At 62.4% G+C, this 14,050-nt stretch carries 8 protein-coding genes; all 8 read right to left on the bottom strand.

Features of this window, described 5'->3' with window-relative positions:
- Positions 1-47: 47 nt before the first annotated feature.
- A complete protein-coding gene (locus DM807_RS20415; RefSeq protein WP_244965063.1) occupies positions 48-3,239 on the bottom strand; it encodes a UvrD-helicase domain-containing protein in 3,192 nt (1,063 codons plus the stop codon).
- Positions 3,236-5,851, bottom strand: a complete 2,616-nt coding sequence (locus tag DM807_RS20410) for a PD-(D/E)XK nuclease family protein (RefSeq protein WP_218647998.1) — start codon at positions 5,849-5,851, stop codon at positions 3,236-3,238. The genes DM807_RS20415 and DM807_RS20410 overlap by 4 nt, the downstream gene beginning before the upstream one ends.
- Before the next feature lie 189 nt (positions 5,852-6,040).
- On the bottom strand, positions 6,041-6,691 hold the full coding sequence (locus DM807_RS20405) for a HEPN domain-containing protein (protein ID WP_012272738.1): 651 nt from the start codon (positions 6,689-6,691) through the stop codon (positions 6,041-6,043).
- A 151-nt stretch (positions 6,692-6,842) separates the two neighbouring features.
- On the bottom strand, positions 6,843-7,874 hold the full coding sequence (locus DM807_RS20400; RefSeq protein WP_179027817.1) for a helix-turn-helix transcriptional regulator: 1,032 nt from the start codon (positions 7,872-7,874) through the stop codon (positions 6,843-6,845).
- 73 nt (positions 7,875-7,947) lie between these two features.
- Positions 7,948-10,044: an AAA family ATPase gene (locus DM807_RS20395; protein WP_012272736.1), complete on the bottom strand. Its 2,097-nt coding sequence runs from the start codon at positions 10,042-10,044 to the stop codon at positions 7,948-7,950.
- Positions 10,045-10,229: 185 nt separating this feature from the next.
- Complete coding sequence (dsdC, locus tag DM807_RS20390) at positions 10,230-11,177, bottom strand: DNA-binding transcriptional regulator DsdC (RefSeq protein ID WP_179027816.1); 948 nt, start codon at positions 11,175-11,177, stop codon at positions 10,230-10,232.
- A gap of 35 nt (positions 11,178-11,212) precedes the next feature.
- Complete coding sequence (locus DM807_RS20385; protein ID WP_012272734.1) at positions 11,213-12,550, bottom strand: D-serine ammonia-lyase; 1,338 nt, start codon at positions 12,548-12,550, stop codon at positions 11,213-11,215.
- Between the two features lie 34 nt (positions 12,551-12,584).
- Positions 12,585-13,928 carry a GntT/GntP/DsdX family permease gene (locus tag DM807_RS20380; protein ID WP_179027815.1) on the bottom strand — a complete coding sequence of 448 codons (1,344 nt, stop codon included), beginning with the start codon at positions 13,926-13,928 and terminating at the stop codon, positions 12,585-12,587.
- Positions 13,929-14,050 lie beyond the last annotated feature (122 nt).

The raw sequence follows: 14,050 nt of genomic DNA, 5'->3' as shown, positions 1-14,050 counted from the left end.
AGTCAGGCCGCCTGAGTCTATCTGCAAACCTTGCAAGTGGCTGGTTTTCAGAACACGCGAACGGCACCGGCAGCTACGGGCAAGAACAGCCAGGCCTCTGTCACCGGCTTGCCTGATGCGGCCTCCACGGCCTTGGCGTAGGCCTGCAACTGCCCCGCGTGCGTTGCCGCCAGCCGCTGCCATTGCGCCTCGGGTGCCGGGTTGGACTTGTGGTCGATCAACACCCAACCCTCTGGGGTGGCCAACAGCAGGTCAATGCGGCCATCCAGTACCTGGCCGGCATCCAGCAGCTGTTGTACCGGGTATTCAGCCACCGCGTCGGCGTGGGGCCAGCGACTTGCAATCCAGGCATGCAAGGCCGTTACCTGGGCCAGTACCTGGCGGGCATCGACGTGTTCGAGTACGTCCAGGCCCTGCAGCAATCGGTTGACCTCGTCCTGGCTTATCGGGCGCTCCGGGTCGCTGAACGACAGGCCAAGGCTGGCATGAATCGCAGTGCCTACTGCGCTCATGTCCGGGTTGCCTTGCAAGGTGATGCGGCTACCGATACGGCAGGTTTCCTGTGCACCAGCAAGCGCGCTGGCCTGGGTGGCCGAAGGCTGCACCCCAAGTGGCAATCGAGGTGTAACGCTGTCGGGGGACGCAAACCAGTGCAGCTGTTTGGTGGTGGCTGTTGCAATGACTGGCGCACTGCCGGCGCCAAGCGTGCGATGCTCGACGCGCACGGTTGTTCCACTTTTCAGCTGCAATTCATGTGTGCCTGCTTCGGTCGTCAGCCATGGAGCCTGGACGCAATCTAGCCACGGCCCAGTCAACCGCCTGCTGGAACGAGCAATCACCAGAAAATCACGGGCGCGGGTCATGCTCACGTACAGCAGGCGCTTGGCTTCCTCGACAGCCTCATCGCGGCACGCCTTGGCAGCGGGGGTTTTGCCGATGGTGTCCGCCAGCGGCACGTTTTTCTGCTTGCCCAGTGGCCACGGCCAGTAACGGATAAAGCGGTCGCGCAATGGATCATTCGGGTCCAGGGCACTGTCGGACTGCGCCGAAACCGACCACAGCCGCTCGCCAATGTCCCGCGCCAGGTCCATCAAGATGACCACGGGCCATTCCAGGCCCTTACTGGCGTGGTGAGTCATCACCCGGACCGCATCCAGGGCCGGGGTTGCCAGCGCATCATTGCCCGCGCCGGCGGTTTGCCCCAACCAGAGCACCAGCCCGGAAATCGATGCCGCCCCCAGCCCATTGCGACAGAGGTCTTGGTAGCGTTGCGCCAGTTCAAGCAACGCGTCCAGGTTGGCCAGGCGCTTCTGCGCCTGTGCCGGCGTGGTCGACCAGCCCGTTACGCAACGGGCCAAGTCGCACTCGGCGATCAAGCGCTGCAGCGCCTCGACCGGCGTCAGCAATGGCAGGTCGGCACGTAGCCGTGCCAGTTCGGCGACCAGCGGATGTGCTGCATGCGCATCGACTGTTTGTTCTCGCCATTGGCCTTGCGGGTGCCCGGCGTGCAGATAGTGCAAGCGCTCTGCAACCCAGCTTTCTGGTTCCTCGGCGCTGGTCATGGAGACGATCTGGGCGGTGGCCAGGGTATCCGTCGGGTCATTCAACCGGCGCAAGCAGGCCAGCGCCAGTGTCGCTTCTGGCGTTGCCAGCAGCCCGGGCTGGGCCGTGGAGCAGGGCAGGCCTGCGGCGGCCAGGGCCGCCGCTACCTTGGCCACATTGCTGTGGGAGTAGCAAAGCACGGTGATATCGCCAGCCTGCAGGTCACGGGCCTGCTGGGTGGTCTTGTCGAACACCTGGTAGCGGCTTTCGAGCAGTTGCCCTATCCCTTCGGCAAGTGCACAGGTCTGCTGCTCGGCATTGCTGCCATCGAGTATCCAGTTGGCAAAGGCGGGCCCGCCAAGCGGGTCCTGTCGAGTAGGCGTGAGCCGGACCTCGTCGGCGGACAGGCTGTTGCTGAACGCCTGGGTGAACACTTCGTTGGTCAACTCGACAAGCTCAGGGCGCGAGCGCCAGGATTTGGGCAATACCTCTTTGACCCCGCCCATGCCAGGCAAAGCGCCAAGGATGGCTTGCATCAAGGCGCAGTCGCTGCCACGAAAACCGTAGATCGCCTGTTTGATATCGCCTACCCAGTAAACCCGCTTGGCGATGCGGGCAAGCTTCAGGAAAATCGCCAACTGCATAGGGCTGGTGTCCTGGAACTCGTCAACCATGACCAGGTCCAGTTCTTGCTCCAGCACCTCGATGACCGCGGGGTTGTCCAGCAATCTGAGCAACGCATGTTCCTGGTCGGCGAAGTCCAGCACGCCCAGCTCGATCTTGTTACGGCTGTACAGTTGCAAGGCATCGATGGCGAGGTTGAATATCTGGTCCAGGTATTCCCTCAGATCGGCGTGCAGGCGCGGGTGCTCGGCATAGCGCTGGACCCTTTCGGTCACGCCGGCCACCAACGGCGTCAGCTTGGCTTCCGGTGCCGTTTTCGCCAGCTTTGCCCAGTCACTCCAGCGGGCATTGCCTTGTTGCAGTTCACGCTGGAAGTCCTTGAGCAACGTTATGTACGTCGCTGTCAGCCTGACTTTGCTGTTGGCGGCTTGCAGCTGGGCAAGCACATCTGGAATGGTGCGCAGCAGTTCACGGTCCAGATCGCTGCTGGTTGCGCTGGGGAAGTGCGCAAGCAGGTCCTGGGCGTTACGCGCAGCGAAGCCGCGCGCGCGGTCGAGGTCAATGTCATTGCTGCGCAGTTGATCCAGCAGTCGGCGTAGTGCGACTTGCCAGTTGTCACTGGGATGGTCACTCTGCTGGAGGGTAACCTCCAGCCCCAGGCGCCGACTGATGGCAAGGAACGCCTCCATGCGCGTACCGTCAAGGACGCTATCGACGGCCTGGTTGAGCAGCACCTTCGCCTGCTCTTCTTCCAGCACGCGCTGTTGCGGTGGCATGCCGGCTTCAAAGGCGAAGTGCTCGAGCAACTGGCCACACAGGCTGTTTACCGTACCGATGCGTGCCTGGCCCATAGCGCTGGCCAGGCCGACCTGCCCCTTGTCGAGCAGGTGGCTGCGCACGCGCTCGCGCAGCTCGGCAGCGGCTTTGCGGGTGAACGTGGTGGCGATGATGCCCTCTGGCTGCACCTGTTGGCTGGTCAGCTCCTGGTACAAAAGCTCCGTGAGCCGATAGGTCTTGCCGCTGCCAGCGCCAGCGCTGATGAACGTGATGCGCGGGTTGTCGGACATGCTCATTGCTCCCATCCAGCCAAGCTCAGGTAGTCGTTGTAGGCTTCTTTGAGGTATTCCATGGCCAGTGCATGCGCCGGTGGCTGGGAAGCCTCGTCCTCCTCGATGCCTACCAGTGCCAGCTCGAAGTGGCCATCTGCAAGCTGCCCTTGCCGCCATTTCCAGGCTTTGATGAAGGCCTGCCACAGCTCGCGGGTGTTGCCTGGAGGGTTGGCAGGCACCTGTTGCGCGTCGGCGAACACGCGGTCGTCCGGTGTCAGCAAGCGTGCAGGCTCCAGAATGAAATACGCCACGGATGGCACCGAGCCGGTCTGCTGCTGCAGCAGTTCGGCATAGATCGCCAGTTGCAGATGGCGGTTGGCCTGAAGTTGGTCGGGGTACTTCTTGCCACCGGCCCACTTCATGTCGACGACCGCACGCAGCTCGTTGGCGGTGGTCACTACCAGGTCTGCCGAGCCTGCCAGCGCACCGCCCACGAAGGTGCCGGCCAGTGGCTGCTCAGTGGTGACAGCCACGACATTGGCCCGTGCGAAATGGCTGCGCAGCTGGATCATTGCGCGACGTACGCGGTGGCGCAGTGTTGCCAGATCGGCGCCACGGCCGCGCATCAGCAGGACCGCCCCTTCCTCGAGCACCACCTGCTCGAAGTGCGTGGCGAACCAGGTATCGAACGCGTCAGTGGACATCGTCAGCGCGTCCGGCACGTTGAAAAAGCGCTCGGCCAGGCGGTGTGCGAGCGCGCCATTCAGTCGATAGCTGTCGCTCAAGCTGGGGCTGTTGCTGGCCTGGATCCTGGCACCGTACTGCAGCAGCCAGTGGTAAGGGTTGAACAGCAACAGGTTAAGGCTTGTATACGAAGCCTTCTCTGGCGCAGCCAGTGGGGTGCCGGCAGGCAGCTTCCACCAGCGTTTGCGTAGCGGCAGCGCGTGCAGGGTTTGTGCCTGGCACAACGGCCCTGGCGCGAGCATGAGGTCCTCCAATGCGTGCACGTGCGGCTGGCTGACGACCGTTTCGATCAACTGCCAGAGCGGGTGGGGCTCTTCCTGGGGCGGCGCCAGCACCAGTGTCAACTGCTGCCGTGCTGCCAGGACGGGACGCAGCCAGTCCTGGGCTGCCTGAGCCAGCTGCGCGGTGCTGTCGGGCAAGGCGACACCCAGGTCTGCCCATTGGCGGCTTTCGGCTCTGGACCACGGGGAGCGTGCCGGCAACGCCGGCATGGCCAGGTTCCACCATGTCACGGTGTCGGCCGGTTCGATGGCTGCACCCGGGCGAGTGACGGTCAGGTAGGCGCCGGCCTGTGCCGCCAGCAGCGGGTTGTCCGAGCCGTTTGCAGTCGCTTGCTCGATAACCTGCTGCAACTGCCGTGGGCGCAGGAACTCGACACCTTGCTGCTCGAGGGCGGCCAGTGCCTGCAGCGCTGCCTGACATTGGCCATGGCCGGCCTGCGCTGCCTGGCGCTGTGCTGGGTCCTGGTGCCCCAGGCGCAGCTGAAAGAACGCTTGCAAGCGCTGAACGCGCACCTGCACTTCGTTCAGCGGAGCACCCGTGTCAGGGGAAAACGTGGGTGCTTCGAGCCAATGTTCGATAGACGTGCGAACACTTGGCGCGTCAGGGCCGTAGTACGCGCTGATGCGTTCGAGCAGCCTGTCCCATTCGGCCCCGACAATGCCGGGCATGCTGGATATCTTGGCTGCCAGCTGGCGGCGGGCAAACAGCCGAACGGGGTTGATCGGATGGGTCAGGAACTGCAGAAGCACCGGGTAATTCAGCGGTGCCCAGAGCAATTCCATCGTCAGCGGCAAGACTTGCAAGGCCGGCCGCAGAATGCTGCTGCCAGAAAGGCCATGCCGGGCCTGGTTCGCACCTGCCAGGTGGCTGTCCAGGCAGGCGCCGTCGGCAGTGGCCACCAGCAGCGTCTGCCGGCCTTGGGGCAATGTGCGGCTGAGCCAGGTAGCGGCCAGCGTTCGGGTCTGCGCCTGGACCACCCGGACGCTTCCGTCATCCTGCCAGGGCACGGGGGAGACGGGCGCGCCTGCAACACTGTCGCGCAATACCGCCTGCAACTGCCCGAGAAAACCTGGTGCAGCACCCGACGGGTTAGGCAGCTGCGCGTGAGGCAGCCGTTGCAGCACCCGTTGCCAGGCCAGGGGGTACACCTCCCATGCATCGCTGAGGTACACGTTGGTAATGCAGGCGCGGCGAACGGCCAACGCTTCGGCAACCTGTTGCAGTCGTTGCCCGATGGACGGTGGCACGACCTCGCAAGCATCGGCTTCAACTTCGGCAAGGTCGTTGATCCGTTGGCTGGCAACTGCTTTTGCGCGTCCGTCCCAGCCGTGGAGGTACAAGTCGTCGCGCCAGGCCAGCAGCGTGGCTGCCACGCCCAGTTCGTCGGCGCTGAAGCTGGCGTGATAGAAGCGTTGCCCGTTATCGCACTGGGCCAGGCAGGCGCGGTACGCGGCTGCGCGCTGCGCTGCACATGGCCGCACGGCGAGCAGGCCCAGCTGGCCTTCGAGGATGTCCAGCAAACCTTGTGGCCCGACTGTCAGGGCGCCTAGCCGATTGCCGGGCTGTGTAGCCCGCTGACCGTCGAGTTGCATTCCGAACGTGATGAGCATTTCAGGCACTTTGGCGCTCCTTGTATCCAGCGCACCACTTGGGCAGCAGTGACGTTGGCCTGTGGGCAGGTTTGTTCCATTGTGTGAGCGGGGGGCGACAGCTTGTGTCGCAGCCAGCTTGTGCGCTGGCTGGCGGGCAATTGGCGCGATGGTGGCGTTGGCTGGACGTCAGGGCTCCGGGTCAGGAGGTCAGTCGCTGACCACCGGGTAGCAGGCGTCGCCCCAGAGGGTGTCGGGGTTGTCGAGCATAAGCAGGATGATCAAAGGGACCAGCTTGCCCAGCAGTTTGGTGCAGTCGCGCAGCTGTGTGCGATTGACGCTGCCGTTCCAGGTCGCACCGCCGTGCATCAGTTGATTGCGCAAGGTGTAGATGCGGTTGAACAGTACCCCCAGAACCTTGGCCGTATCACGTTCCGCCAGTGCGTGGTGGGCGGCGCGTTTGCCGTTGCGCAGGCGTTCTTCCCACTCGGCTTCGCTGATTTTGCCGTTCTGGAACTCCCAGAAGCTCTGGAACACATAGGGGTTGTCCAGCAATGCACGGATGCTGCCAGAAAACTCCGACCACACCAGTTTCTCGATGACATGCTCACTGTCCAGCACGCAGAGCTTGTGCAGGAAGGCCTTGAATGCCTCTTGTTCGGACAACCGATACTGCTCGTCGATATCCGTGGCGTAGGCGGCGTTGAAGGCGATCCACAGGAAAACGAAACGACCATCGACGTCGTCGGCCTGCTCGGCGCGCTGTAGCCAGCTCAGGGCCCGGTGTATACGAATCGCCAGGTTGGGGTGATGGGCGTCGCGTTCAATGCGCTGACGAGTCTTGAGCGACTGGTAGTCCATTGCGTTTGCTTCCTTGGCTTGGGGCAATGCTGGCTGGGAGGCCGTATTCGCGTGGCAGGGCCCATCAGGTAAGTTATGGCTATAGGCTATCACTCATTGCAGTCATGACTCTACTCGCTTACCGGGCTGTACCGCTTCGGGCACCAGGTGCTCAGGCCAGGCACTGTTCAGGCGCGTACGCGGCGGCGGCGCGGCGCAGCGTATCGCCGATCTGTTGGCGCAATTGTGCTGGCGCATGCACCACCACCGCGTCACCGAGCGACAACAGCCACCAGTGCAGCTGCCAGGTATTATTGACCGTTGCCTGAAGGCGGAAGCCTTGCTCCCACGGTTCGAGCGTCATGTCCGTGCTCAGTGGGGTTTCGCGAATCAGGCGTGCCTGGCGTTCGCTCACCCAAGCTTCCAGGCAGATCTTTTCGGGTTTGCCAAATTGCAGGGCATCCGTGGCGAGGTAGCTGTGCAATTCGAACGACTCCAGCCCCTGGCACGGCGAGTCGAGTACGGTCACCTCTCGGAAGCGGTGCACCGCGAATTGACGGACATCGGTGTAGGGCGCCGCCGTGGCGATGAGGTAAGTGATCAAGCCGCGCTGCACAATCGCCAGCGGGTTGAGTGTCAAGTCGCTTTGCTTGTCATTGTGCGCCGAATAGTACTGGCAGCGGATCTGCTGTTCGCTGATCAAGGCGTGCTGCAGGGCTTCAAGCGTTTCTGCATGAACCTGCGGCGCTTGCATGTTGAAGTCCGGCCGCACGCTGGCCACTTTGTCTGGCCAGCGGGCTGCTGGGTTGCCGTCGCCCAACCCCTTGAGCTTTTGCCGTGCGTGCTCGAAGCGTGGTTCCAGAACACTCAGCATGCTCCCTGGCAACAAGGGGCGAACGGCGTCCTCGACCAGCGCCAGGCTGACGGCTTCGGTCAACGTGATGCCTTGCAGCTCGACACTCACACCTGGCTTCCAGTACCAGCCCGATGGCGTTCCCCCTTCGTTGCGCTGCAACGGAAACACCAGGGAAAGGTCATGCAGATCGCGCTCGATGCTGCGTCTGCTGATGACGTAGCCCGCATCCGTCAGGCGGGCCAGCAGTTCAGTCACCGTGCTGCCGGGGGCGCGTTTTGGCAGCTGGCGCAGCAGCTCCCACTGGCGGCTCAGCGCGGTATGGGTCTTGGCTGAAGGCAAGAGAGTCATCCTTGTGGTGGCAGGGCTGGCTTATGGCCAGCAATGGCGGCTAGTCTGCCTATCGGCGCCAAACCTGCAACCTTTAATTCGTCCACTGGGTGAAGCCGATGGGGCGTTGTTGCGCCGTAGTTTTCAGGCGGCATTCGGCAATCAACGCCGTGGCCAGTTCATTGGCGTTGGCAAAGGGTTTGAATCGGCCGCGTCGGGCAACCGCGGCGAAGTCACCCGGGGTCAGGCAGGTTTCGCCGCGCAGACGGGCGGCGGCAGCGTGCTGTGGGTCTTTGAGCCCCAGCGCCTTGAGGTGTGCGCTGAACAGCGCTTGAACCTGGGCGGTTTTCAGGTAGCCGAAATGCACTTTGAGGTCGAAGCGGCGCAAAGAGGCTTCATCCAGATCGCTCATCAGGTTGGTCGAGGCGATGAACAGCCCTCGGTAGCTTTCCATTTGCGTGAGCATTTCATTGACCGCAGTGACCTCCCAGCTCTGGCGAGCCTTGCGGCGGTCCTGCAGGAAGCTGTCGACTTCGTCGAGCAGCAGAACGGCCTGTTCTTGCTGGGCACGATCGAACGCTTGTGCCAGGTTCTGCTCGGTCGTACCCACGTAGGGCGAAACCAGGTCCGAGACACGCTTTACCATCAGCGGTTTGCCCAGCTGTTGCGCCAACCAGTGGCCAAACGCGGTCTTGCCGGTGCCTGGCGGGCCGTAAAAACAAAGCCGGGCCTCTGCGTCAGCGCGTAGCCCGTCGACCAGCCCGTCGAGGGGCTGGTCGGTGTTGATCCAGGCGGGGGAATAGAAAGCGGGCAGAGAATGCTCATTGCTTTGCAGCTTGTCGAAACCTTGTGCCTTCAAGGTCGCGTTCACGACGCAACGAATGGTGTTGTCCAGCATCTTGCCGGCGCGCGGGGCCACGCTTCGCCCCACACGCACTGCCCGGTCCAGCACAGCAGGGGTGACCTGGTCATGGGCGCTGAGGTGTTCTACCAAGGTACTGCCCAGCTTGCCTGCGCCACATTCGCGCAGCATCTGCTGGCGCTGCGCCAAGGGCGGGTTCGGCACCTCGATCACCAGGTCGAAGCGACGAATATGCGCAGCGTCGATGTCTTCGATGCTGTTGCTCAGCCAAAAGCACGGCAGCGTGTTTTCTTCCAGCATGCGGTTGATCCAACCCTTTTGCGAGCGCTTGCCAGCGTCTGCACTGGCGGCCTGGAAGATGTCTTCGATTTCGTCCAGTACCAGCAGGGCGGATTGCGTTTGCAACACACTGTTGGCCGCGCGCAGCGAACACAGGCGCTGTTTTGCCGATACCGGGTCGCCGTGGCTGTCGGTGCAGGCTACTTCATAAAGCGCACGGCCCAAGGTATTGGCGAGTAGCCTGCTCAGCTGGGTTTTGCCAGTGCCAGGAGGGCCGTACAGCAGGATGTTCACACCTGGGCGCTGTTTGGCCAGGACGCTGCCCAGGTAGCGCTCGGCGATCAGCAACTGCTGGCTGACATGGCTGTAGTGTTCCGCCGTCAAGCTGCCAGGAGGGCTCAAGCGAAAAGCGTAGGCGAACAGCTCCAGGGGGGTACCCTTGTTGAAGCGCAACCGGCCAGGCAGCTCCTGGTTGCTCACCGACAACATCGAGCTCAGCGCCATGGCGGCGCGGTTGCTGGTGCTGATTTCCAGCAGGCCGGTGCGCAGCAACGGGCTGTTGTGTGCCAGGCAGGCTTCTACGGTCGCAAGTGGCAAGCCGAGGAGTACAGACAGCACTTTCACTGCTTGTTTGAACCCCAGCATGCCCAACTGGTCGGTGGCATCGCTCAGCGTTGGGTCGCAGTGCAACAACACGCAGAAGCCGAGTACCTGCAGGTCCGCTTCGGAAAAACTCAGCAATTGCCCCAAAGCCTCGAGATTGGCCGCCAGGTTATCCGGGTAATCTACTTGCGGATGCTCGGCGGTGAACGCGCGCGCGCTCTTGCGCAACGCGGCCAAGGCAAGGGCAGGTTTGTAGTGGTCGTCATCCACCCACTTTGCGATGCCCAGCTCATAACCCAGGTCATCGTCATTCAGCCCGTGGCGGCCGATGAACGTACGATGCGCCCCAAGGTCCAGGAGCAGCTGGAAACTCCACTTCAGGGACAGTGTGCAGGTATCGACAGTGCGACGGCTGTCGAAGGCGAAGGGGTGCAGTCGAGAACCCATGATGAACATCCTGATGCTGTGGGGTGCTCATGGTCTGGGGGGCGATGGTCAGAATGTGTCGTCATCGGCGCTGCGCACCCCAGCGCAGCCGACCGCAAACAAATGAAAAGAAGCAATCGAACACGGGCGCGAAGCTTGGATACATCGATAAAGATAAAGGGTTGAAGCTTGCGCCGTCGTGCAAGTCATGGGTTCGGGCCAGGTGACTGGGCGCATTCCACGAGCCAGTCGATCAACACCTGCAGGCGTTTGGGCATCGGGTCATGATGCGGGTAGACCAGGTAATAGCCATAGTTGGAGGTGTCGACGAAACCGCCGAACGGCAGGACCAGTTCACCTTGCGCAATGCGCGTTCTGACCAGTTGTTCCCGGCCGATCGCGATGCCTGTGTGGTTCAGTGCCGCGAGCGTGCAAAGGTCGGAGCGATCGAAGGTGAGGAACCGGCGCGGGAGGCTGATACGCGCACCTGTGGTGCTGGCCCAGAGCTGCCATTCGGCATCGAATGCAGCGTTGTCCCAGGCCGCTACATCATGCAATGTGGTGCATTGATCCAGCCGGTTCAGGTCATTGGCCAATGCATGGGTCTGAGCGTAATGAGGGGAGCACACCGGGGCGATTCGCTCGTTCATCAAATGGATGCTCTGCAAACCCGGATGGTGACCATCCGAATAACAGAGGACCAGGTCGATCTTGCGGGTGCGGTAATCGATGCTCTCGTTGCCCACCCTGATATCGAGCTGGATGTCGGGGTAACGGGTGGTGAACTGCGCCAGCCGTGGCACCAGCCAGCACTGTGCGACTGACGGGCGTACATACAGCGTCAGCTGGCCGGCGATTTCGGCGTGCGCGCGTGCCTGCACGGCCTCGCTGAGCTCATCCATGGTGCGCTGCATGACCGCGAACAGGCGCTCGCCGTCTTCGCTGAGGCTGACTTTGCGCGGCATGCGGTGGAACAGCTTGAGCGCCAGTTCATCTTCCAGTCGATTGATGCGATGGCTCACGGCACTGGCCGTCAGGCACAGCTCATCCGCCGCGCGAGAGAAGCTCAAGTGCCGTGCGGCCACCAGAAAGACATGCAGGCTGCCCAGGTGCGAGCCACTGAGTTTCACGGCGCCGCCGCTGGGCTTTTTCATGGTTCAATCCTTCCTGTGCAGTTCACTGATTGCGGTTACACGCTGCGCCCTTTCGCCAGGTAGGCGTTGAACTCATCTTCCGGCACCATGCTGCCACCGGTTCCCCAGACGAGGTGGGTTGCCTGCTGCAGCTGGGTTGGGGTGAAGCCTTGACGAGCCAGGTACTCGTCTGCCTGCAATACCCGTAGCATACCGGGTACGCCGGCCAAGGCAGAAGGTTCCAGTTTGACCTTGTCCTGCTCATGGGCGATGACCATCAAGCGGTACAGTGCTTCGTCGGTCACGGTGTAGTAACCATCGATCAGCCGCTGCATGGCTTTGCCGACGAACCCGGATGGCCGCCCGACCGCCAGACCGTCGGCGGCGGTGATGTTGTCGATGCCGAAGTCCTGCACGCTGGTTTCATCGTGCAGGCCGGTGTACACGCCCAGCAACATGCAAGGGGAGTGGGTGGGTTCGGCAAAGATACAGTGCACCGCATCGCCGAATACCAGCTTCAACCCGAACGCTACGCCGCCAGGGCCGCCCCCTACGCCGCAAGGCAGGTAGACGAACAGCGGGTGATCTGCGTCCACCTGGATGCCAGCCTGGTCGAACTGGAGGGCCAGCCGTTCAGCGGCGACGGCATAGCCCAGGAACAGCTGAGGCGAGTTCTCGTCGTCAACGAAGTAGCAGCTGGGGTCGGCTGCCGCCTGTTGGCGCCCTTGCTCGACCGCAACGCTGTAGTCGGAGGCGTGCTCGACCACGGTCACGCCGTTGGCACGCAGCTTGTCCTTTTTCCACTGCCTGGCGTCGGACGACATGTGCACGCTCACCTGGAAGCCCAGCTTCGCGCTCATGATGCCAATCGACAAACCCAGGTTACCGGTCGAGCCCACGGCGATCTTGTACTGGCCGAAGAAGGCGCGCGCCTGCTCGCTTGCCAGCCGGGTGTAGTCATCCGTTGGCGTGATCAGGCCGGCCGCCAGGGCCAGGTCTTCGGCATGCTTGAGTACTTCATGAATACCACCCCGGGCCTTGATCGAGCCGGAAACAGGCAAGTCGCTGTCTGCCTTGAGCCACAGGCTGCCGGCGTTGCGCAATGCGCCTTCCTCGATCAGCCGTTGGCGAAGCAGCGGCAATGGGGCGATGTGCGACTCGATGATGCCACCGGCTGGCGCTGTTTCGGGGAAGACTGTTGCCAGGTACGGCGCAAACCGCTGCAGCCGTGCGCTCGCCGCCTGCACGTCTGCAGCCGTGAGGCCCACGTCGCGTAGGGCTTCGGATGCCTGGGCGATACCCGGGTTGAACCAGCTTGTTTCTTTCAGGGCGACCAGGTCGGCGATGATCGGGTGGCTTTGTTGCCAGGCTTCCAGGGTTTTTCCGTGAATCATGATTTCACCTGTTGTGCAGTCTTTGCAGAGTAGATCAGACAATTTTTGAAAGGAGCAGGGTCAGGCACAAGGCGATCACCGAGGCCAGCACTGTCGCCGCAGTGAATTTTTTCAACGCATCGCTGAGTGACAGCCCCAGATACTCCTTCACCACCCAGAACGCCGAATCGGTAATGTGTGTCCAGCCGATGGCGCCTGCACCGATGGCGATCACCAGGATTTCCCGGTTGTATTCGGGGTGTTGGCCCAGGATCGGCATGACCATGCCGGCCGCGCTGATCATTGCCACCGTGGCCGAACCGACCGCGAAGTGCATGATCCCAGCGATCAGCCAGGCGAGGATGATCGGGTTGAGCTGGGTCTGGTTGAGCACGTCAGCCAGCGCCTTGCCGATGCCGCTACCGACCAGCATGTCGTTGAAGGCGCCGCCGGCACCGATAATCAGCAAAATACCGGCCAGGGGCGGGAAGCAGCGCTGGGTCAGGTTGAGCAACTGCGCCATGTCCAGGCCGCGGCGCAGGCCCAGTGCCCAGTAGCCGAACATAACCGACAGCGCCAGGGCGATCAGTGGGTTGCCAACGAAGGCCACCCACTCGTACAGCGTGGAGCCCTTTGCCAGCACCATGACGGCCAAGGTTTTGCCGACCATCAGCAGCAACGGCAGCAGGACGGTGGCGAGGGTAATGCCGAAAGCAGGCAGCGGCTGGTCATCGACCTGGGCCTCGGTACGTGCCGAAAGGAAGGTATCTTGCGCTTGTGTTGCGCCGCGCTTGCAGGCGAAGCGTACCCAGACCGGGCCGGCGATGATGGCAGTGGGCAAGCCAACGATCAGGCCATAGAGGATGACCGTGCCGATATCGGCATTGAGCATGCCGGTAATCGCCGTAGCAGCTGGGTGTGGCGGCAGAATGCAGTGCACCACCATCAGCGAGGTGGCCAGCGGGACGCCGAGGTACAGCATGCTGATGCGGGTTTGCCGGGCAACCACGTAGATCAGCGGAATGAGCAGCACGAAGCCGACCTCGAAAAACACCGGGATGCCAGCGATGAAGCCCACCAGCATCATGGCCCATGAAGCATTGCGTTCACCCAACAGGTTCAGCAGCGTGGTGGCGATGCGCCTGGCCCCACCCGACTCTTCCAGCAGTTTGCCGAGGATACTGCCCAGGCCGATGATGCCGGCAAGAAAGCCCAGCGTGCTGCCCATGCCTTTTTCGAACGCGGCAACCATGGCCGTCGGCGGCATGCCGGTACCAATGCCCACCACCAGGCTTGCGGCCAGCAGTGCCAGGAAGGGGTGGACCTTGAGCTTGCTGATCATGACCACGATCAGCAGTATTGCAGTGCCCAGAACGATTAATGAGAACGTTGGAGTCATCGTGTAGTTATCTCTATCGCTGATCGCTTCCGTGCGAGCTTCTTGTTGGTTTGCAACCATTAGATTTCAGCGATTTGATCGACTCAAACGATCACTCCTCACACCATAGGTGAGCCCATGTC

This window comes from Pseudomonas hunanensis (assembly GCF_013393325.1).
Classification (GTDB): domain Bacteria; phylum Pseudomonadota; class Gammaproteobacteria; order Pseudomonadales; family Pseudomonadaceae; genus Aquipseudomonas; species Aquipseudomonas putida_P.
The sequence above is the reverse complement of the archived record's forward strand: the minus strand, read 5'-3'. Positions and strand labels throughout refer to the sequence as shown.